The sequence below is a fragment of the Mycobacterium sp. Panama NTM2 genome, assembly GCF_054355555.1.
Genome location: NZ_CM135953.1, coordinates 5,063,228 through 5,082,353 on the forward strand (window position 1 = coordinate 5,063,228; position 19,126 = coordinate 5,082,353).

Genomic DNA, 19,126 nt, shown 5'->3' on the forward strand with positions numbered 1-19,126 from the left:
AGAGCGAAGGGACCACGCACATGGGCGCCGAAGACAAGGCCAGCAACAAGATCGACGACTTGGGCGGCAAGGCCAAGGAGGGCCTCGGCAAGGTGACCGGCGACAAGGACACCGAGAACGAGGGCAAACTCGACCAGGCCAAGTCGAGCGTCAAGGACGCCGTGGAGAACGTGAAGGACGCTTTCAAGAAGTAGACAGCGACCTCGAGGGCCCGTCACCCGCGTGGTGGCGGGCCCTTCGCGTGCGACCGGTGGCTACAACACGGACGGCGCCGGGGACGCCACCGTGTACCCCAGGTCACGGAGGATCGCCGATTCGACCGGGCTGAGAACGCGCAGTGTCTTGCCGTTCGGGGCGACCGGTCCCATCAGCTTGGCGTTCGGTCCGCCGTAGGGGAATGTCGCCAGTCGCAGGTGTGAGAGCGACAGCGCCTGCAGGGGAACAGGACCGCCGTAGGCGGCGACGGCATTCGCACCGCCGAAGAAGAGGCCCCCGTCGGCGCCCGACAGATTGGCGGCAAAGGCGCCGTTGAAGCGGCCTAGGCTGCTGATCACCCGGGTACCGCTCTGATCGACGATGAACTTGTCGTAGGTGAGCCAGGACCTGCGGTTGGTCTGACCACCGTCCAACACGGCCTGGTAGCCGAGGCTGTGCAACAGCTCGTGCATCGCCACGGTCTGGAAGTCGACCTCGTTGGCCGCCGGCGAATCGTCGTACGAGTAATAGGGGTACGAGAAGTTCACCAGCAGATTGCCGTCGGCGGCGGTGCGGTTCGCATCGGTGTGGAATCGTGAGGTGACCTTCTTGATCATGGCGTTGGAGAAGGCCGGCCGGCGCGGAACCCCGAAGTTCGTGCCCCCGGTCGCCAGATACGTTGCCGCGGGGTTGTTCTCCCCGGTGACGTTGTAGGTGAGGGTGACCGGACTGGACGTGGCGATGTACTCCGACAAGCGGTCGGCCGCCGCCTGCAGTGCCGCCTTGGCCTGAGGCGTCCAGTACTGCGCCCCGCTGCCGTAGGTGAACCGGAACACGATGTCGTCGACCGCGGCCACGGTCAGTGAGACCACGGCGATATTGCTGGCGGCGAGACCGTCGGACGCGGTGTAGCTGAAGGTGTCGACGCCGTGGTAGTTGGTCGAAGGCGTGTAGACGAACGCGCCGTTCGCGTTCAGCGTCACCATGCCGTAGGACGGACCCGCCACCACGCTGGCGACCAACGTGGTTCCGTCGGGGTCGGTGTCGTTGTCCAGCACATTGCCCTTGATGGTCTTGTCTTCGACACCGGCGTAGACGTCACCGCTGGCGACCGGGGCGGTGTTCGCCGCCGCGAGCGCGGCCGCGCTGACCGCGTCGCCGTCGTGCGTCTGGCGTCGCACCCAGGCCATCAGGCCCCACAGCAGCGGAGTGCCGGGCTGCGTGCCGTACCCGGAGCCCACGGCGACGGCGCCGCTCACCGCCCGCAGGACTGTACGGACTATCGGTGTTCGCGAGAGCTCGGGCGTCTCGGTGTCGGTTACCGGGGCCTGCACCGCGACGGGTTCGGGGACGTTCACGCGCCTCGCCGGTGGGTCGGCCTGCGGTGCGACGGCCGGCTCGGCCGGCGCCTGCGCGGGCTCGACACGGTCTTGCGCCGGCACCGCTTCGGTCTCCGCTTCGCTGACCCGCAGGTGCCGCTTCGGCACCCGAGGCTCGTCGTCGGCTCGCAGGCTCTTTCTGGACTTCCGGCGCTCGGCGACCTTGTCGGTGGTGCGCTGGTCTTGCCTGTCGGTCGGTCGCTCGACCGTGCGCTGGCTGCTGTCGACGGCCGTCTCCCCACCGGCATCGGCCCATGCGACGGCGGGGGCGCCTGTCATCGCCAACCCGATCCCCAGGGCAACAGCTAACGTTCCGATCCGCCCGACGTGTGCGGATTGACCCATGGCGACCCCCCACAGTGAGCGTGCTCCCTGGTGAACGCGCTAATCGACGGCAGGGTAACACCGTGGGGTGCGGTGAGGCAGCAAAAAGCCCCGCGTCTGGATCGCAGACTCGGGGCTTTGGCGGTGGCGGAGGGATTTGAACCCTCGGACGGGGGTTACCCGTCACACGCTTTCGAGGCGTGCTCCTTAGGCCGCTCGGACACGCCACCGTGTGGCAGCTTACCGAGCCGGCGCCCGCGGCCCAAACCGGCCGCTGGTGTGCGGTCAGAGCGCCGTATCGGACCAGAACGCGCTCTGGATGCACACCAGCTCAGCGCTGGCCGGCGAAGAACTTCTCGAGCGGAGCGGCACACAGCTCGGCCAGAACCCCGCCACGCACCTGCGGCCGGTGTGTGAGCCGGCGATCGCGCACCACATCCCACAGCGAGCCGACCGCCCCGGTCTTGGGCTCCCACGCGCCGAACACCACCCGCGCCACCCGCGCCATCACCAATGCACCCGCGCACATCGTGCACGGCTCGACCGTCACCGCGAGCGTCGCACCCTCGAGTCGCCAGCCGTCGCCGTGCACTGCCGCCGCGGCGCGCAGCGCGAGGATCTCCGCGTGGGCGGTCGGGTCACCGAGCTCCTCGCGGGCATTCGCCGCCCCGGCGAGTTCCGTGCCGTCGGCAGCCACGACGACGGCACCGATCGGCACGTCACGCGGTCCGGCCGCCAATGCCGCGGCCAGGGCAGCCCGGATCAGCTGCTCGTCGGTCACCGGCCCAATCTGTCCAGCACAGCGGCGAGTTCGTCGGCGAAACCCATCTCCCGGGCGATCCTGCCCACCTGCTCGTCGGCGTAGAGGTCGTCGCTCTCGTCGAGGATCACGCCCATCACGGCTTCGGGCAGGCCGATGTCGGACAGCAAGCCGATGTCACCTTCTTCGAACGGGTCGGCGCTCTCGAGTTCGTCGTCGTCGAAATCCGCGTCGAGCTTCTCCAGCACCTCGGCGGCGATGTCGTAGTCCAGCGCCGCGGTCGCGTCGGACAGCAGCAGACGGGTGCCCGACGGTGCGGGGCGCACGATCACGAAGAACTCGTCGTCGATGTCCAGAATCCCGAAAACAGCTCCGGCACTCCGTAATTCGCGAAGCTCGGTTTCGGCGGCGGACAGGCTGGTCAGTGCGCCCGCGCGCAGCGCGGTGCACCGCCACTTGCCCTCTTCACGCACCACCGCCACGCCGAAGCCGTCCGGTTCATCGACCGAACGCTGCTGAGCCTGTGCACGCTGCGCTGCCATGAGAGCTAACCGTAGTCCCCTGCAATGGCGTTGACCATGCGCTATGCCAACCTGGACAGGTGGAGAAGACACCCGTTTGCGTCCTGGGGCTCGGGTTGATCGGCGGCTCGCTGATGCGCGCGGCCCGGGCCGCCGGGCGCCCCGTGTTCGGATACAACCGGTCGGTCGAGGGTGTGGAGGCCGCCCGCTTCGACGGATACGACGCCACCACTCACCTCGACGAGGCCCTCACCCGCGCCGCCGATCTCGGTGCGTTGGTGGTGCTGGCGGTCCCCATGCCGGCCCTGCCGACGATGCTCGGCCGTGTGCGCGCGACGGCACCGCACTGCGCTCTCACCGATGTCACCAGTGTGAAGGGGGCGGTCCTGGACGAGGTCCGCACGGCCGGGCTGCTCGACCGGTTCGTCGGCGGCCACCCGATGACCGGTACCGCACACTCCGGATGGACCGCCGGTGATGCGGATCTGTTCGTCGGTGCACCCTGGGTCATCAGCGTCGACGACCACGTCGACCCGCAGGTCTGGGCCGAGGTGATGACGTTGGCGCTGGACTGCCGCTCGATCGTGGTGCCCGCCCGGTCCGACGAGCACGACAGAGCTGCGGCGACGATCTCGCACCTGCCCCACCTGCTCGCCGAGGCCCTGGCCGCGACAGCAGCGTCCGTCCCGCTGGCCTTCGCGCTCGCGGCGGGCTCATTCCGCGACGGCACGCGGGTGGCCGCCACCGCGCCCGAGCTGGTACGCGCGATGTGCGAGGCCAACGCCGACGCGCTGTTGCCGGCGCTCGACGATGCGTTGCGGTTGCTCACCCGCGCCCGCGAGCAGTTGGCTCACCACGGCTCGGTCGCCGAACTGGTCACCGCGGGACACGCTGCCCGCGTGGGCTACGACAACGTCAGCCGACCCGATATCGAGGGCACGGTGATCGGCGCCGAGGGCTGGCGCGAGGAGCTGGCCGCCGCCGGGCGGGCCGGCGGTGTGATCAGATCCGTTCTGCCAAGCCGGGATAGTCGAGGATGAAGCCGTCGGCGTCGACGGTGACGGTGGTGTCGGCGACGGGCGAGTCCAGCTTGATGCCGTCGGGGGTGGCCGCGTAGCTGATGTGCGCGACGTCCACCGACAGATCGGGCACCCGCAGATAGACCACCGGAACCGTCACCGACTCCCCGCTGCCGGGCATCACCGCAGCGCGACGGATGGGCAGGGCGTTGAAGAACGGGCTGAAGACCACGTCGACGTCGAGCGCGCCCTCATAGGACGACCTGCTGGTCTGACCCGAGTGCTCCTGGACCAGCCACATGTTCTCCTCGTCGCGTGCGACCGATAGTTGCCGTTCACGCTCGGCCAGCGTGACGGTCATCGACAGCCGCTTCGTGGCGCCGGTCTCATCGGTGACCAGATCGTAGGAGGCGCTGAACGCGGGGTGCGCCGATGTGGCGGCAGCGACGACGCGGCCGTAGGCCTTGATGCGATTACCCGAGAGCTGCACGCGCACCGACTCCATCCGCGGCACATCAGGCGCACGCCACGTCAGCACAGCGGGAAAGGCGGTCGTCTCAGAGCGGTCGGCTTCACTCATGGGTCTACCGTAGGCGACGGCCCCACCCGTTCGTGGCGGGCTGCCGAACTGGGTCGAGATTCGAGCGCCACCTCGTCGGAGAGCAAGGGGGTGGGCACCGATCGGCTGCCGCGCAACCGGCCCGTACCGGGTACCGACAGCCACACCGCGAAGGCCAGCGCGGCGTCCAGGATCAGCGCCAGCAGAGTCACCATCAGTGCGCCCACCAGCGCGATGTGGAACTGGCGGATCTTGATGCCGTCGATCAGGTAGCGGCCCAACCCGCCCAGGCTGGCGTAGGCCGCGATGGTCGCCGTCGCGACGATCTGCAACGTCGCGGTACGCAGACCGCCGAGGATCAGCGGCATGGCGATGGGGGTTTCGACGCGCAGCAGGATGCGCCGTTCCGTCATGCCCATCGACCGCGCCGCATCGACCACCGAGCGGTCCACGTTCGCGATGCCGGCATACGTGCCCGCCAGTAGCGGCGGGATGCCGAGCAACATCAGCGCGACCGTCGGCGGTACCAGTCCGAGACCCCACAGCAAGACGCCGAGCAGCAGCACGCCCAGGGTGGGAAGGGCACGCAGCGCGTTGACGCCGGTGACCACGAGGAAGGTGCCGCGTCCGGTGTGGCCGATCAGCATTCCGATCGGCACCGCGATCAGTGCGGAGAAGAACGTCGCCACCGCCGTGTACTGCAGGTGCTCGAGTATCCGGATGCCCAGCCCGGCCGGGCCGGACCAGTTGGCCGCGGTGAAGATGAACGAGAGTGCCTGCTGGAGGAAGTTCACACCGACGCCCCCTTCGGTGCCGCGGTTTTCGTCTGCGTTCTCGTCCATGGCGTCATGAGCTTGCCGGCCACCATGATCAGCGTGTCGACGACGAGTGCGAGGACGAAGATGGCGATGATGCCGGCCACGATCTGGTCGCTCTTGTTGGACTGATAGCCCTCGGTGAACCACGTACCGAGGCCACCGATGCCGATCACCGAGCCGACCGACACCATCGAGATGTTGGTCACCGCCACCACGCGCAGGCTCGCGATGAGCACCGGAATCGCCAGCGGCAGTTCGACTTTGAGCATCCGGGTGAGCGGCTTGTAGCCGACGGCGGTGGCGGCGTCGAGCACGGCGGGTGACACCGCGTCGAGCGCCTCGGGGACGGCACGGACCAGGAGCGCCACCGTGTAGAGCGTGAGCGCGACGATGACGTTCGCCTCGTCGAGAATCCTCGTGGGGATGATCAACGGCAGCACCACGAACAGGGCCAGTGACGGGATCGTGAAGATGATGCTCGCCGTGACGGTGGTGAGCCGTCGCAGCACCGTCGTGCGCTGCACCAGCGCGCCCAGCGGGACCGCGATCACCAGTCCCAGCACGATCGGGATCAACGAGAGCCGTAGGTGGATCACGGTCAGCGCCCAGAGATCGTCGAGATGGGTGAGCAGGTATTGCATTACTCGTCGGCCTGCCGGGCGGTGCGCTGCGTCTCCAGTGCGTCGATCACGTCGTCGGCGCGGACCCCGCCGATGACCTGGTCGTGCTCGTCGACGGCGACGCCCAGCCCGGCCGGTGACGAGAGTGCCGCGTCCAGCGCCAGCCGCAAGGTGCCGTCGGGACGGAACAGCGAACCCCCGGCGATCGTGCTGTCGTAGAGCGATCGCCCGGCGCGGTGCAGCTCGACGCCGTCGGCGTCGATCCACGCGTACGGGCTGCCGTCCGGATGGGTGACCAACACCCACTCGCCGGGACCCAGCGTCAGGGCGTCGATCTCGGGCTCACCCACGTGGCGGATGTCGTGAACCGGCAGGCCGGTGGCGTGGAAGAACTGCAAACCCCGGTAGCCGCGGTCTGCGCCGACGAAGCCCGCGACCGCGTCGTTGGCGGGATTGGACAGCAGTCGCGCTGGGGCGTCGTACTGCTGCAGTACCCCGCCGCGCCCGAAGACCGCGACCTTGTCGCCGAGCTTGATCGCCTCGTCGATGTCGTGGGTGACGAAGACGATGGTCTTGCGCAATTCCTTTTGCAGCCGCACGATCTCGTTCTGCAGGTCGTCGCGCACCACGGGATCGACCGCACTGAACGGCTCGTCCATCAACAGGATCGGCGGATCGGCCGCCAGGGCGCGAGCCACCCCCACCCGCTGCTGCTGGCCGCCGGACAGCTGTGCCGGGTAGCGGTTGGCCAGCGCCGGGTCCAGGCCCACCCGTTCCAGGACACCCAACGCGGATTTCCGTGCGCTGCGCCGTGATTCACCTTGCAACACCGGTACCGTCGCGACGTTGTCGATGACCCGCAGATGGGGCATCAGGCCCGCACTCTGGATGACGTATCCGATGCCGAGCCGCAGCTTGACCGGATCGACCTTCGTGACGTCGTCACCGTTGACCGTCAGGGTGCCCGACGTCGGGTCGATCATCCGGTTGATCATCCGCATGGACGTCGTCTTGCCGCAGCCGGACGGCCCGACGAACACCGTGAGTGTCCCCTCGGGGACTTCCAGGGTGAGGTCGTCGACGGCGACGGTGCCGTCCGGGTACTTCTTGGTGACGTCGGTGAACGTGATCATCGCCCCTACTTCCCGATCGGCTTGTCGAAACCGTTGTCGGCGATCCACTTTCCCGCAGCTTCGTCGGGGTCGACGCCCTGGTTGCCTTCCACCGAGGTGTTCAACTCGATCAGCGCCTCGGTGGTGAGCTTGGCGCTCACCGCGTCGAGAACCGTCTTCAGTTCCGTCGACTTCTTCTGAGAGGCGACCAGCGGCACCACGTTGGCGGCGAGGAACACGTTCTCGGGATCGTCGAGCACCACGAGATTGCTCTGCTCGATCGCCGGGGAGGTGGAGAAGATGTTGGCCGCGGTGACGGTGCCGTTGGTGAGCGCCTGCACCGTCGCAGGACCGCCGCCGTCGCTGATCGCCACGAAGTTGGCCGGCGCGATGTCCAGACCGTACTTCTCCTTGAGCCCCACGAGGCCGGTCTGCCGCGTCTGGAACTCCGATGGGCCGCCCACTTTGACCTCCGCCGAGCGCGCGGCGAGATCGGCGATCGACTTCAGGTTCCAGCGCTGCGCCGTGGCCTCCGACACCGCCAGGGTGTCCTTGTCCTCGGCGGGCGAGGGAACCAGGATGGACAGGTCACCGGGCAGCGCCTTGAACAGCGCCAGCAGCACGGCGTCGGGTGTGGTGGCCGGGCTCTTCTCGTCGAAGTACTGCAGCAGGTTTCCGGTGTACTCGGGGATCAGGTCGATCGAATGATCCTGTACGGCCGGAATGTAGGTCTCGCGGCTGCCGATCCCGAACTGCCGGGAGACGTCGAATCCGTTGGCTTCCAAAGCCTGGGCATAGATCTCGGCGATGATCTTGGACTCGGTGAAGTCCGCTGAACCCACCTTGATGGACTTCAGATCACCGGACACCTCACCACCGCCGAGCGGGTTGGAGCTGCCACACGCCGCCGGGGTGAGTGCCAGTACCACGGCGAGAAGGACGCGCAACGGCGCCCATCCGGATTTTCGAGAGTGGTTTCGGAAACGGTTCACTCTGGAACGTCCTCTCCAATTCGCGGAAGCTTTCGTGACCCTAACGCGACATCTGTGCATGTTTCATTCGAAGCGCGAAAGGGCAAGAATGGAGCCATGTCCAGCGAACCGTTCTCGTCGGCTGACCCGCCGCCCGCGCACGACGTGCCGACGACACCGGCACAAGGCAACTCTGTGCCGCCGCAGTCGGCGGTGCACCGCACCCGGGCTGCGGCGCTGTGGTCGGCGCTCGCGCTGGGTTTCCTGATCCTGATCGTGCTGCTGATCTTCATCGCGCAGAACACCGAGTCGGCCGAATTCGCGTTCCTGGGGTGGCGGTGGAGCTTGCCGCTGGGCGTCGCGATCCTGGCGGCGGCGGTCGCCGGCGGCTTGCTCACCGTGGCGGTCGGGGCGGTGCGCATTTTCCAGTTGCGCCGGGCGGCGAAGAAGAACCTCAAGGCCGGGTTGTGAGCCGGATTCACCGGATGGACACGACCTGATCGACCGAATCTCGGGGTAAGTCGCCGTCGACGGTGGCAGTGACGTTCATCGAATTGACCGCGATCGACCCGCGGTGGTTGTCCAGCCAGGCGGTGTCCGCGGCGTCGCGCCCCGTCGCGATCCGCAGCATCGACTGCCGCGGCGCCAGGCATGTCGCGTCGACCACGCGCCACTGCCCGTCGACGAACGCTTCGGCCACGGCGTGGAAGTCCATCGGCGAACAGCCCGGTGCGTACACCGACACCAGGCGGGCGGGCACGTTGACCGCCCGCAGCAGGGCGATGACGAGGTGGGCGTAGTCGCGGCACACGCCGGACCCGGCGAGCAAGGTGTCTGCGGCGCCGTCGATCGGATCGCTGGAGCCGGGGACGTAGTTCAACCGAGACCCCACCCACGACGAGACCTTCTCCAACAGCTTGACGGAGTCGGTGAAGTCGCCGAATTCGGTCGCGGCGAAACCGAAGAACTTGTCGGCCTCGGCGTAGCGGCTCGGCCGCAGATACGTGGTCAGGTCCAGCTCGGTCACCGGTGTCGGATCGGCCTGCCCGAGCACGGACGCTGTGTAGCTGACCTTCAGATTGCCGCCGGCGACCTCGAACTTGTGGATGCGATTGCCGTGATCGCCGGAGATCTCGCGAATGCTCTCGCGGGGAATCTCGTTGCCGTCCAACACGAACGACAGCTTCTCGGTGACCTCCGCCCCGGGCTGAGGCGCCACCGCGATCTGGAATTCGAGCGTCGTGGGCTCGGTGATCTCGATGTCGAGTTCGGCACCGACATCACGCTTCATCTGACCGGAGGGCACGCGTCTCTCTACCCACCGGCTCGAAACGGGAAACCTCCGCGCTCAGGACAGTGAGCGCAACCCCGCGGCGATCAGCGGGGCGACGGCCTCTTCGACGCGATCGCCGTCGTCGGTGACGCCGGCCTCCCGCGCGCGATAGGCGATGCCGGCCCCGATGATCGCGAGCTTGAAGTAGGCCAGCGCCATGTAGAAGTCCCAGTGGTCCAGGTCGACTCCGGCGGCGCGTGAGTATTTCTCGGCGAGCGCGTCGGGGTCGGGCACCAACTCCGATGCCCACGCCGCGTCGGCGTGCACGAAATGGAAGGTGGGGTGCCGGTAGACGCACATCAGCGCGGCGTCGCTGAGCGGGTCGCCGAGCGTGGACATCTCCCAGTCGAGCACGGCCACGACCTTGGTCGCGTCCTCGGCGTCGAGGATCGTGTTGTCGATGCGGTAGTCGCCGTGCACGATCGCCGACCGGCTCTGCGCGGGCAGCGATTCAGCCAGCCGGGCGTGCAGCGTTCTGACGTCGGCATCGCAGGGGTCGTCGGGCTGTTTGACCAGGTCCCATTGTGAACCCCAGCGCCGCACCTGGCGCTCGAGATAGCCGGTGGGTTTGCCGAAGTCGCCGAGACCCACCGCCTCGGGTTCCACCGCGTGCAGATCGGCCAGGACACGGATCAGCGCGTCGACACACTTTTCGATGGCGGTTTCGTCGCCGAGCGCCTCGAGCTGCTCGGTGTGGCGCACCACCCGGCCGGGCACGAAATCCACCATCTGGAAGGGCGCGCCCAGCACGGCGTCGTCGTTGCGCATCGTCACCGCCCGGGCCACCGGCACTTTGGTGTCGGCGAGCGCGGCCACCACCCGGTACTCACGGGCCATGTCATGCGCGGACGGCGTGAGCCCGTGCAACGGCGGGCGGCGCAGCACCCACTTCGATAGGTCGTCGGCGACCAGGAACGTCAGATTCGACCGACCACCGGAGACCAGCTCGGCGCGCAGATCACCGCCGCGCGGAACACCCACCTCCCGCAGGTGGCGATCCAGGGCGGTGAGGTCGAGGCCTTCGAGGTCGGTCACGGCGTTCTGTTTACCACCTGGTGTTTCGCGGCAGCAGATCCCATACGTGTTCGGTCCCGTTGACGCTGGCCACCGAGAGCCGACCGCTGCGCGAGGACAGCACCCGGGTCACCGAGGCGTAGTCGACGTGGAAGTTCAGCAGCCGCGGTGTGCGCAGGATCGTGTGCAGCAGCACGTTGATCACACCTCCGTGGCTCAACACCACGACGGTGTCGTCGTGGCCGGCAGCGCCGATCACGTCGTCGACGCCGGCGGTGATGCGGGCGCGGAAGGCATCCTCGTCGACGCTGCTGGGCAGGTGACCGTCGATCAACCGCTGCAGCTCCTGCGGGCTTTCCTGCGCGATCTGCTCGATCGGGATGTAGTGCTCGAGATCGCGGTCGTACTCGGCCAGGCGGTCGTCGACCTCGATGGGCAACCCGAGCTTGTCGGCGACCGGCTTGCCGGTCTCGATGGCCCGCACCTGCGGACTGCTCACCAGGCGGGTGATCGGGAAGCGGGCGAGCGCGTCGGGTAGCCGGGCGGCCTGGGCCACACCGTCGGGCGACAGGCTCGGGTCCGACCCCTCCCCGGGTTCGCTGCGCAGCGGGAGGGCGTGTCGGACGAGAAGCAGTTGCACCGTGCCACCATAGGGCCCGTGACCGGGTATGCCGATGCGCTGTTCGACATGACGGACCGCGTGGTGCTCGTGACCGGGGGCAGTCGCGGGCTGGGCCGGGAGATGGCGTTCGCCGCGGCCCGGTGCGGCGCTGACGTCGTGATCGCCAGCAGAACGTTCGAGGCGTGCGTCGCGACCGCCGAGGAGATCACCGCGGAGACGGGTCGCGCTGCGCTGCCGTACGCGGTGCACGTCGGGCGGTGGGATCAGCTCGACGGCCTCGTCGACGCGGCCTACGAGCGCTTCGGGAGGGTCGACGTGCTGGTGAACAACGCCGGCATGTCGCCGCTGTACGACTCGCTCACCGATGTCACCGAGAAACTGTTCGACGCCGTGCTGAACCTGAACCTCAAGGGCCCGTTCCGGTTGTCGGCTCTGGTGGGCGAGCGAATGCAGGCCGCGGGCGGCGGGTCGATCATCAACGTCAGCACCAGCGGTTCGCTGCGCCCGGATCCGATGTTCCTTCCCTATGCGGCAGCCAAAGCGGGTCTCAATGCGATGACCGAGGCGCTGGCGAAGGCCTACGGACCGACGGTGCGAGTGAATACGCTCATGCCCGGGCCGTTCCTCACCGACATCGCCGACGCGTGGACGTTCGACCCCGACCAGGCCTTCGGCCACCTGGCATTACGGCGTGCCGGTCAGCCGCCGGAGATCATCGGCGCCGCACTGTTTCTGATGTCGGATGCCAGCAGCTTCACGACGGGGTCGATCATCCGCGCTGACGGCGGCCAGCCCTAGCGAGTCACTAGGGCGTCACGATGTCGAAGTCGGGATCGGGCTTGTCCAGCACGTCCACCAGCTTCGCCAGAACGTCGGCGTCGCCGGCGATCTCGACACCCGGCGACGTCGCGTCGCCGGCCGCGAGGCTCAGCAACCGCACCTTGGTCGCCAGCCGGATCGTCGCCTGCGCGGTCTGATCGTCGGCGTCGACCTTGCGGTAGACCAGCACGCCGTTGCGCAGCGTGAGCCGGTAATTGGTGGCGGTGTCGAGGAAGGTGACGTCGATCGCCAGGTCGAGATCCCATGCGCGCGGCCCGTTCACGCTGATCGCCAGCACGTCGAACATCTGCTCGGGCGACAGCTGGGCGGCCATCGTGGTGGACGTGGTGGTGGGGGTGCCGAAGTTCCCGTCACGCAGTTCGGTGGCCCCTGCCAGGAAGAAGTTGCGCCAGGTGGCGGTCTCCGCCCCGTACGCCAGCTGTTCGAGGGTGTCGGCGTAGAGCTGGCGGGCCCCTGCGTGATTCTCGTCGGTGAAGACGGCGTGATCGAGAAGTGTTGCTGCCCAGCGGAAGTCACCGTCGTCGAAGGCCTCCTGCGCGAGCTCGACCACGCGGTCCAGCCCGCCCATCGCGGCGACGTAGCGCGGTCCGGCCGCCTCGGGCGGGTGCGGCCACAACCGGGCCGGGTTGCCGTCGAACCAGCCCATGTAGCGCTGATAGACAGCCTTGACGTTGTGGCTCACGGAGCCGTAGTAACCGCGGGCATGCCAGGCGTTCTCGAGCGCAGGCGGCATCGCAAACGTCTCGGCGATCTCGATCCCGGTGTAGCCCTGGTTGAGCTGACGCAGGGTCTGATCGTGCAGGTAGGCGTAGAGATCGCGTTGCAGCGACAGGAATTCGACGATGCGGTCCTTGCCCCACGTCGGCCAGTGGTGGGAGGCGAACACGACGTCGGCTCGATCGGCGAAGGTGTCGATCGCCTCGGTGAGGTACCCGGCCCAGCCGTGCGGATCGCGCACCAGCGCGCCGCGCAGAGTCAGCAGATTGTGCAGGTTGTGGGTGGCGTTCTCGGCCATGCACAGCGCCCGGAACTTCGGGAAGTAGAAGTGCATCTCGGCCGGCGCCTCCGTACCGGGCGCCATCTGGAATTCGATCTCGACACCGTCGATGGTGTGGGTCTCGCCGGTCTCGCGGATGTCGATGGTGGGCACGATGATCGCCACTTCCCCGGTGGACGGGGTCTGGCCGAGCCCGCACCCCACCTGGCCCTGCGGCCCCCGCTCGAGGACGGCGCCGTACATGTAGCCGGCGCGCCGCGCCATCGCTGTGCCCGCGTAGACGTTCTCCTGCACGGCGTGCGCGGTGAAGCCCTCCGGTGCGAGCACCGCGACCCTGCCCGCATCGACGTCGGCCTGGGTGGTCACCCCGAGCACACCGCCGAAATGGTCGACGTGGCTGTGGGTGTAGATGACGGCGGTGACGGGCCGCTCGCCCCGGTGCTCGCGGTACAGCGCCAGCGCAGCCGCTGCCACCTCGGTGGACACCAGCGGGTCGATCACGATGATCCCGGTGTCGCCCTCGACGAACGTGATGTTGGACAGATCGAATCCGCGCACCTGGTAGATGCCTTCTACCACCTCGTACAGGCCCTGCTTGGCGACGAGCTGGGACTGTCGCCACAAGCTGGGGTGGACCGACGTCGGCGCGTCCCCTTGCAGGAAGTCGTAGACGTCGTTGTCCCACACCACCCGGCCATCGGCCGCGGTGATGACGCAGGGCGTTCTCGCGGCGATGTAGCCGCGATCGGCGTCGGTGAAATCCCGGGTGTCGTCGAACGGGAGGGTGCTCAGATGATCACGGTGCGCGGCTTCGATGGTGCTGGTGGGCGGCTTGTGCTCCATTCCGCTGAGACTGCCACGATGGGCCTCGTCTCGGTGGTTGACTGAGCCGATGGATGTCCGCCGAGTGGTCACAGGTCACGATGCCAACGGGAAATCGGTGTTCGTCAGCGACGACACCGTCGCGCCTCGCACCCCGGTACTGCTGCCGGGTTCGGAGTTCACGATGCTGTGGGGCGGGGACGAGACGTCACATTTCCCCGACGACGGATCGATGCCGAACTGGCGCACGTACTTTCCGCCGGTCGGCGGGTTCCGCTTCTCGATGTTCACGTTGCCGCCCGGTACCGCGACGGCCCGGACGGACGACCTCACCACCGAGGAGGCGATCGCCGACGGCGAGGAGAAGCTCCCCGGCCTCCTCGGCTACATGGAGCTCGACGACCCCGGTATGCACACCACCGACACGATCGACTTCGAGGTGGTGCTCGACGGCACGGTGATCCTGGAGCTCGGCGACGGCGCGGAGGTGACGCTGCACCCCGGCGACACCGTGGTGCAGAACGGGACCCGGCACCGGTGGCGCAACCCCGGCGACGTCCCGGCGCGGCTCGCGCTGTTCTGCTGCGGGGCCGAGCACGACAAGGTCACCCGTCCCGGCTGAGCCACTGCTGCGCGCGGCGCTTCGACGCGCGCGACAGCCAGGCGTCCTGAATCAGCTCCTGCAGCTCGCTCAGCGCGACCTCGCCGAGTCGGCTCTCCCGCACCAGCACCGACAGATGCCCGTCGAAGTGCGGCGTGGTGAAGAACGGCGACTCAGGATCCTGGGTCAGTGCCAGCTTGTCGGCCTCGGACTCCACCCAGATCACGATGACGTCCGGGTACTTCTCTCCGGTGTCGGGATCGACCGCGTCAGGTCGCGGAGTTCGGAAGAACACGAACGACTTGCCGCCCACCTGATAGATCGCGTTGCCCGCTTTCGGCCCCACGATCCGCGTCACATGCGGCATGGCCGCGGCGATGCGGTGCACGTCGTCGACGGTGGCCGGCCGGTCACTCACGGTGCGGCACCCGGTGCAGCTCGACGTCGGTGAGTGCGCCGTCGGCGACGGTCGCGGTCATGTAGGTGCAGTGCGGCTGGCGGCGCCGGTCGGTCGGCGACCCGGGATTGAGCAGCCGCAGCCCCGTCTCGGCCGTCGTGTCCCACGGGATGTGGCTGTGGCCGAACACCAGCACGTCGGTGTCGGGGTAGGCCTTGGCCATCCGCGCGTCGCGGCCGGGCGCGCCGCCCGTCTCGTGGGTGACGGTGAAGCGCAACCCGCCCAACTCCACGTCGGCGCGCTCGGGCAGCCGGCGGCGCAGCTCGTCGCCGTCGTTATTGCCCCAGCAGGCCACCAACCGACGGGACCGTTTCTCCAGCACGTCGAGCAGGCCCGGCTCCACCCAGTCGCCCGCGTGGATCACCACGTCGGCGACGTCGACCGCGTCCCACACCTGGGGCGGCAGGTCCTTGGCGCGCTTCGAGACGTGCGTGTCGGCGATCAGCAGGAGGCGCACGTGCCCAGCCTAGGCCGTCGGGCGGCCGCGAAATTGGCGCACGGGCCCCCTCTCGCCGGCTAATAGGCTGCTTGCCGTGGAGCGTTCGGTCGAGGTGGTGGTCTCGGAACTGCAGGCGGCATCCGAGCGCCTGCGCGACGCCGGACAGCGCCTGCAGGACGGGCTGTCCGGGGTGGACCTCGAGACCCGCCAGCTACTGGGCTCGGGCTGGAAAGGTGGCGCGGCGTCGGCGTACGGGCCCGCCTGGGATCAGTGGCACACCGGGGCCGGACAGGTGGTCCGCGGGCTGCAGACCATGGCGGACCTGCTGAGCCTGGCAGGCAAGGAGTACGCCAAGACCGACGAGCAGTCCGGCGAGGCGCTGAACGCGACGATGCAGGGCGGTGGGGGTGCGCCCACGGGGGGTGGTGGCGGAGGCGGGGCTCCGAGTGCCGCGCCGGTCACTTCTTCGCCCCCGTCCGAGCCGCTGACGGGGTTGGCGCAGGCCATGAATCTCGAGCAGCTGGGCTCGGTCGCGGAGTCCGCGCAGTCGGCGCCCCAGCAGCTCGGCGGTTTCCTGCAGCAGGGCGCGCAGATGGCCGGCGGATTCGTCGAGCAGGTGGCGTCCCTCGTCGAGGGGGCGGGCCAGGGCGGCGAGGCCCCTGCACCCGACACGGCACCAGATTCCGACCGGGATTCACGGCCGCGGGATGACCGATGAGCAAGCTGATCGTCGACTTCGATGCGCTGCGCGCCGCGATCACCCACATGGAGCAGTTCGGCCGCGAGGTGACCGAATGCCTCGACGACATCGAGCACACGATGACGATGCTGCGCGGGTCGTGGGAGGGCGCCGGGTCGGACGCACAGGCGCAGGCCCAGAAGCAGTGGGAGGACGGCGCCGAGCAGATGAAGGAGGCGCTCACCGCACTGCAGAAGGTCGCCGACACGGCGCACAAGAACTACACCGATGCCGTCGCCAAGAACGGTCAGATGTGGCAGGCATGACCATCGGGGGGTCACGCGGTGCGGATCGAGGTTGACCCTGAGGCGTTGATCGCCGCGGGTCAGCAGACCGGTGCGATCGGTTCTCAGCTGGCTCGGCTGTCGGACGCACTGGGCACGGCGCTGGCCGGCGGCATTTCTTCGGGCACGGACCCGGCGGGGATGAACTTCGGGCTGAAGTACGGCCATCAGGCCGGTGAGTTCACCTCGGCGGTCGCGGATGCGGCCAACGCGTTCAACGCGGTGGGCATGCTGTTGCAGGCGACCGGTTACAACTACCGCAACGCCGACGCCGCGGCGACGATCGGCGGGCCCGGCCCGTCGGGCGGCGTCGGCGCCGAGCCCGACAAAGCCTTGCCTGCGCACGTGCCCGCCGGTCCCAACGGTGTCACGGTTCCGCCGCCGGACAAGTGGTACCTGATCCAACCGTTCCTGCAGATGCTGCCCGGCATCGGATTCCTTGCCGGCGGGGCGATGACGTGGCCGTCGGGCAACGCGCCGATCATGGGCGTGACCGCAACGCAGTGGCGCAACTTCGCCACCGGTTTCGCGTTGATCAAGCCACAGCTGAGCGGGATCGAGAGTGTCGTCGCGGCCCAACAGGTCCCCGAAGGCGCGGCGATGAAGGCAGCGCTGAAGGACCTCGGCACCGCCATTTCATCGCTGACCGACGCGTGCACCTCTGTCGCGCAATCGATTACGGATTTTGCCAACGGTGTGCAGGAAACCCAGGACGCGATTCGGCGGATACTCGATCGGCTGTCTCTCGACGGGCTCTGGGACACCGTGAAGGGCATCTTCACCGGTGAGGCCGACGACATTCTGCGCGAGGTCGCCCACGACGTCAGCACGGTGCTGCACAACTTCCAGAATCAGGTGAAGGGCATCGTCGGCCTGCTCGAGGAACTGACCGGCGTGATCGGTGACGCGGCAACGGCATTCCAGAAGTGGATTCGTCCCATCCTGGTGCAGACGTTCGGCGACGGCGCTGGCAACGTTCTCGCCGACTACCTGACGCTGGTGAACGACGTTCAGGTGGGCGCGCTGACCGGATTGATCGGCACCGTGTCGGGCGTGGTGGCGATGGCCGACCCGGACACCTGGAAGGGCATGGCCGAGATGGCGCTCTCGGTGGCCAAGGATCCGTCCAGTGCGCCCGGCGTGCTGGCCAACATGGCCAAGGAATTCGTGGCGTGGGACAAGTGGTCCGGCGATCATCCGGGCCGCGCGGCGGGCGAGGCGATTTTCAACATCGGCTCGCTGTTCGTACCCGGCGGCGCATTGTCGAAGACCGGCAATGTGGCCAAAGGCCTGAACCTCAGCAGGCGCGTCTTGGAGGAAGGGCGGTTGCCCAAGATCGGCGAGCTGGGCAGCTGGACCCGCGCGACGCCGAGTCCGATTGAGGCGCCTCATATTCCGGAGTTCAACCCCGGCACGGCCGGCGGGATCCCGCCGCTGCGGCCCGAGCCAATTCCGGGCGGGGCGGGGCCGGGGTCTGTTGGCGCCGGTTCGGCGCCGGGTGGGTCGGCACCGTCGGGTGGCAGCCCGTCAGGCAGCGGCCCGTCAGGTGGCGGCCCGCGTACTGGTGAGCCGTCGGCACCGAGTGGCCAGCCGTCGGGCGCAAGGGCCGAGGGTAGCTCCGGCCCACGCGCACCGGTGGATGCGGGACGAGGTGGTGGCGACGCGTCGCCGGGCTCTTCGGCGTCGCCCAACGGATCATCGCCGGGCGGGTCGACGCCGTCGGCTTCTCCGGGCGGGGCGGCGTCACCCGGCGGGGGATCCGAACCCGGCGGTTCCGCACATTCGTCCCCGTCACATGCAGCATCGCCGGAGTCATCAGGCGGACGCGCGGGATCGGAAGCAGGCCCGCACAGTGGTGGTTCCGCAGATCCCGGCGGAACCCATGATCCGGGGGCCCACTCCAACGGCAGCGAGCCGTCCCCCGGCAACGATCATCACACGCCGCCCGGCGGCGACGCTCCGCACGACCCGCACGCGCGGGTTTACTCGATGATGGACGACAGTGAGCACACCACGTCCTTCGCTCCTGAACAGCTCATCGACAACCATCGGGTAAACGATGTCCTCGCTGCACACGGGGTGAATAAGAGCGACCTCGTCGACCTGATCAACACCCCGACTGACGCCCTGACGGCGGACCAACGCCACTTGTTGACTTCGATTCGCGACGCCTTGCCCGCACCGACAGCGGATACCGTGATGCAGAAGGTCATTCCGCCCGGATTCTTCGACTCCGAAGGCAACTTCGTCCGTGGCCGAGCTGACGACTACATCATGGGGGGGACCAATTTCGATCCGCGGATAGTCAACGGTTCGGTCACCGTGGCAGGGGACACTGCGCATCTGTCCTCGCCGGCGGCGATCTATGACCATCTTCGGCTGGACTACGGAGGATCGCCTTTTGCGCAGCATGATCCGGGGACAATGCTCATCCGCTTCCAGGCGGACAACCCGACGTCCAGTGATCTCTACGAGGTACCGCGGAACTCCGATATGGGCGGGAACAGTCGGTTCGACAGCTGGGAAGATCCCTTCACTGGAAACGGATTCACAAAATCCGGTGACGACGTCATACCTGAGTACGTTGCATCCGGGATCACGATGCGGGAAGGTGCGGAGATGTGGGAAATCCTTGACGATGGAACGCAACGATTGGTGGCTGTCCTCGATCGCGATGAGTGGATACCCCAGGGCAATTGA

22 protein-coding genes and 1 tRNA gene are annotated in these 19,126 nt (G+C 68.1%); 8 read left to right on the forward strand and 15 right to left on the reverse strand.

Annotated features, from left to right (window positions below; all coding sequences use genetic code 11):
* The first annotated feature begins 20 nt into the window (after positions 1-20).
* Positions 21-194 (forward strand): CsbD family protein, encoded by a 174-nt coding sequence (locus tag ACXYX3_RS24285; protein ID WP_241204760.1) that lies wholly within the window; start codon positions 21-23, stop codon positions 192-194.
* A gap of 60 nt (positions 195-254) precedes the next feature.
* Here the strand turns inward: ACXYX3_RS24285 and ACXYX3_RS24290 are convergent, their stop codons facing one another.
* The 4 genes from ACXYX3_RS24290 to ACXYX3_RS24305 form a co-directional block, all read right to left on the reverse strand.
* On the reverse strand, positions 255-1,919 hold the full coding sequence (locus tag ACXYX3_RS24290) for a cadherin-like domain-containing protein (RefSeq protein WP_458609332.1): 1,665 nt from the start codon (positions 1,917-1,919) through the stop codon (positions 255-257).
* 118 nt (positions 1,920-2,037) lie between these two features.
* A tRNA-Ser gene (locus tag ACXYX3_RS24295) sits at positions 2,038-2,128 on the reverse strand.
* A gap of 101 nt (positions 2,129-2,229) precedes the next feature.
* Complete coding sequence (locus ACXYX3_RS24300) at positions 2,230-2,679, reverse strand: nucleoside deaminase (RefSeq protein WP_458609333.1); 450 nt, start codon at positions 2,677-2,679, stop codon at positions 2,230-2,232.
* Entirely contained in the window at positions 2,676-3,200 is a 525-nt protein-coding gene (locus ACXYX3_RS24305) for a tRNA adenosine deaminase-associated protein (RefSeq protein ID WP_458609334.1), read from the reverse strand. Before ACXYX3_RS24305 ends, ACXYX3_RS24300 begins: the two co-directional genes overlap by 4 nt.
* A gap of 113 nt (positions 3,201-3,313) precedes the next feature.
* Here ACXYX3_RS24305 and ACXYX3_RS24310 point away from each other — a divergent pair, with 113 nt between their 5' ends.
* Positions 3,314-4,219, forward strand: coding sequence for a prephenate dehydrogenase (locus ACXYX3_RS24310; RefSeq protein ID WP_458612214.1), 906 nt, complete (start codon positions 3,314-3,316; stop codon positions 4,217-4,219).
* Here ACXYX3_RS24310 and ACXYX3_RS24315 read toward each other — a convergent pair.
* The 5 genes from ACXYX3_RS24315 to ACXYX3_RS24335 are packed head-to-tail and all read right to left on the reverse strand — an operon-like array spanning position 4,182 to position 8,299.
* A complete protein-coding gene (locus tag ACXYX3_RS24315; RefSeq protein ID WP_241204764.1) occupies positions 4,182-4,778 on the reverse strand; it encodes a putative glycolipid-binding domain-containing protein in 597 nt (198 codons plus the stop codon). The genes ACXYX3_RS24310 and ACXYX3_RS24315 overlap by 38 nt on opposite strands.
* Entirely contained in the window at positions 4,775-5,551 is a 777-nt protein-coding gene (locus ACXYX3_RS24320) for an ABC transporter permease (RefSeq protein WP_458612215.1), read from the reverse strand. The genes ACXYX3_RS24315 and ACXYX3_RS24320 overlap by 4 nt, the downstream gene beginning before the upstream one ends.
* Complete coding sequence (locus ACXYX3_RS24325; protein WP_458609335.1) at positions 5,548-6,216, reverse strand: ABC transporter permease; 669 nt, start codon at positions 6,214-6,216, stop codon at positions 5,548-5,550. Before ACXYX3_RS24325 ends, ACXYX3_RS24320 begins: the two co-directional genes overlap by 4 nt.
* Positions 6,216-7,328: an ABC transporter ATP-binding protein gene (locus ACXYX3_RS24330; protein WP_458609336.1), complete on the reverse strand. Its 1,113-nt coding sequence runs from the start codon at positions 7,326-7,328 to the stop codon at positions 6,216-6,218. Before ACXYX3_RS24330 ends, ACXYX3_RS24325 begins: the two co-directional genes overlap by 1 nt.
* A 5-nt stretch (positions 7,329-7,333) precedes the next feature.
* Positions 7,334-8,299, reverse strand: a complete 966-nt coding sequence (locus tag ACXYX3_RS24335) for an ABC transporter substrate-binding protein (RefSeq protein WP_458609337.1) — start codon at positions 8,297-8,299, stop codon at positions 7,334-7,336.
* A 96-nt stretch (positions 8,300-8,395) separates the two neighbouring features.
* On the opposite strand from ACXYX3_RS24335, the gene ACXYX3_RS24340 reads away from it, so the two are divergent.
* Positions 8,396-8,749 carry a LapA family protein gene (locus ACXYX3_RS24340; RefSeq protein ID WP_458609338.1) on the forward strand — a complete coding sequence of 118 codons (354 nt, stop codon included), beginning with the start codon at positions 8,396-8,398 and terminating at the stop codon, positions 8,747-8,749.
* 7 nt (positions 8,750-8,756) lie between these two features.
* Here ACXYX3_RS24340 and ACXYX3_RS24345 read toward each other — a convergent pair whose 3' ends face one another.
* The 3 genes from ACXYX3_RS24345 to ACXYX3_RS24355 are packed head-to-tail and all read right to left on the reverse strand — an operon-like array spanning position 8,757 to position 11,265.
* Positions 8,757-9,569, reverse strand: coding sequence for a transglutaminase-like domain-containing protein (locus ACXYX3_RS24345; protein WP_458609339.1), 813 nt, complete (start codon positions 9,567-9,569; stop codon positions 8,757-8,759).
* A gap of 57 nt (positions 9,570-9,626) precedes the next feature.
* Entirely contained in the window at positions 9,627-10,646 is a 1,020-nt protein-coding gene (locus ACXYX3_RS24350) for a phosphotransferase family protein (protein ID WP_458609340.1), read from the reverse strand.
* Between the two features lie 10 nt (positions 10,647-10,656).
* Positions 10,657-11,265 (reverse strand): histidine phosphatase family protein, encoded by a 609-nt coding sequence (locus ACXYX3_RS24355; RefSeq protein ID WP_458609341.1) that lies wholly within the window; start codon positions 11,263-11,265, stop codon positions 10,657-10,659.
* 48 nt (positions 11,266-11,313) lie between these two features.
* On the opposite strand from ACXYX3_RS24355, the gene ACXYX3_RS24360 reads away from it, so the two are divergent.
* Complete coding sequence (locus ACXYX3_RS24360; RefSeq protein ID WP_458612216.1) at positions 11,314-12,045, forward strand: SDR family NAD(P)-dependent oxidoreductase; 732 nt, start codon at positions 11,314-11,316, stop codon at positions 12,043-12,045.
* Positions 12,046-12,052: 7 nt separating this feature from the next.
* On the opposite strand, the gene ACXYX3_RS24365 is transcribed toward ACXYX3_RS24360, so the two are convergent.
* The gene (locus ACXYX3_RS24365) at positions 12,053-13,927 is read right to left on the reverse strand and encodes an alkyl/aryl-sulfatase (RefSeq protein WP_458609342.1); all 1,875 of its coding nucleotides are present in this window, start codon (positions 13,925-13,927) and stop codon (positions 12,053-12,055) included.
* A 49-nt stretch (positions 13,928-13,976) separates the two neighbouring features.
* Here ACXYX3_RS24365 and ACXYX3_RS24370 point away from each other — a divergent pair, with 49 nt between their 5' ends.
* On the forward strand, positions 13,977-14,528 hold the full coding sequence (locus tag ACXYX3_RS24370) for a cupin domain-containing protein (RefSeq protein WP_458609343.1): 552 nt from the start codon (positions 13,977-13,979) through the stop codon (positions 14,526-14,528).
* Here the strand turns inward: ACXYX3_RS24370 and ACXYX3_RS24375 are convergent.
* Together ACXYX3_RS24375 and ACXYX3_RS24380 are read right to left on the reverse strand one after the other, a co-directional pair.
* Positions 14,512-14,925: an MmcQ/YjbR family DNA-binding protein gene (locus ACXYX3_RS24375; protein WP_458609344.1), complete on the reverse strand. Its 414-nt coding sequence runs from the start codon at positions 14,923-14,925 to the stop codon at positions 14,512-14,514. The genes ACXYX3_RS24370 and ACXYX3_RS24375 overlap by 17 nt on opposite strands.
* Positions 14,918-15,421 (reverse strand): metallophosphoesterase family protein, encoded by a 504-nt coding sequence (locus tag ACXYX3_RS24380; protein ID WP_458609345.1) that lies wholly within the window; start codon positions 15,419-15,421, stop codon positions 14,918-14,920. Before ACXYX3_RS24380 ends, ACXYX3_RS24375 begins: the two co-directional genes overlap by 8 nt.
* A 76-nt stretch (positions 15,422-15,497) precedes the next feature.
* On the opposite strand from ACXYX3_RS24380, the gene ACXYX3_RS24385 reads away from it, so the two are divergent.
* From ACXYX3_RS24385 to ACXYX3_RS24395, 3 genes are read left to right on the forward strand one after another with little or no spacing between them, the layout of a single operon-like run.
* A complete protein-coding gene (locus ACXYX3_RS24385) occupies positions 15,498-16,121 on the forward strand; it encodes a WXG100 family type VII secretion target (protein ID WP_458609346.1) in 624 nt (207 codons plus the stop codon).
* The gene (locus ACXYX3_RS24390) at positions 16,118-16,408 is read left to right on the forward strand and encodes a WXG100 family type VII secretion target (RefSeq protein ID WP_458609347.1); all 291 of its coding nucleotides are present in this window, start codon (positions 16,118-16,120) and stop codon (positions 16,406-16,408) included. The genes ACXYX3_RS24385 and ACXYX3_RS24390 overlap by 4 nt, the downstream gene beginning before the upstream one ends.
* Before the next feature lie 18 nt (positions 16,409-16,426).
* Positions 16,427-19,126, forward strand: coding sequence for a WXG100 family type VII secretion target (locus ACXYX3_RS24395; protein ID WP_458609348.1), 2,700 nt, complete (start codon positions 16,427-16,429; stop codon positions 19,124-19,126).

What these genes read in the sequence shown, in the direction of transcription:
- ACXYX3_RS24285 (WP_241204760.1), top strand. Translation starts at nt 21, where the DNA reads ATGGGCGCCGAAGACAAGGCCAGCAACAAGATCGACGACTTGGGCGGC.
- ACXYX3_RS24290 (WP_458609332.1), bottom strand. Translation starts at nt 1,919, where the DNA reads ATGGGTCAATCCGCACACGTCGGGCGGATCGGAACGTTAGCTGTTGCC.
- ACXYX3_RS24305 (WP_458609334.1), bottom strand. Translation starts at nt 3,200, where the DNA reads ATGGCAGCGCAGCGTGCACAGGCTCAGCAGCGTTCGGTCGATGAACCG.
- ACXYX3_RS24310 (WP_458612214.1), top strand. Translation starts at nt 3,314, where the DNA reads ATGCGCGCGGCCCGGGCCGCCGGGCGCCCCGTGTTCGGATACAACCGG.
- ACXYX3_RS24315 (WP_241204764.1), bottom strand. Translation starts at nt 4,778, where the DNA reads ATGAGTGAAGCCGACCGCTCTGAGACGACCGCCTTTCCCGCTGTGCTG.
- ACXYX3_RS24325 (WP_458609335.1), bottom strand. Translation starts at nt 6,216, where the DNA reads ATGCAATACCTGCTCACCCATCTCGACGATCTCTGGGCGCTGACCGTG.
- ACXYX3_RS24330 (WP_458609336.1), bottom strand. Translation starts at nt 7,328, where the DNA reads ATGATCACGTTCACCGACGTCACCAAGAAGTACCCGGACGGCACCGTC.
- ACXYX3_RS24340 (WP_458609338.1), top strand. Translation starts at nt 8,396, where the DNA reads ATGTCCAGCGAACCGTTCTCGTCGGCTGACCCGCCGCCCGCGCACGAC.
- ACXYX3_RS24345 (WP_458609339.1), bottom strand. Translation starts at nt 9,569, where the DNA reads ATGAAGCGTGATGTCGGTGCCGAACTCGACATCGAGATCACCGAGCCC.
- ACXYX3_RS24360 (WP_458612216.1), top strand. Translation starts at nt 11,314, where the DNA reads ATGACGGACCGCGTGGTGCTCGTGACCGGGGGCAGTCGCGGGCTGGGC.
- ACXYX3_RS24365 (WP_458609342.1), bottom strand. Translation starts at nt 13,927, where the DNA reads ATGGAGCACAAGCCGCCCACCAGCACCATCGAAGCCGCGCACCGTGAT.
- ACXYX3_RS24370 (WP_458609343.1), top strand. Translation starts at nt 13,977, where the DNA reads ATGGATGTCCGCCGAGTGGTCACAGGTCACGATGCCAACGGGAAATCG.
- ACXYX3_RS24390 (WP_458609347.1), top strand. Translation starts at nt 16,118, where the DNA reads ATGAGCAAGCTGATCGTCGACTTCGATGCGCTGCGCGCCGCGATCACC.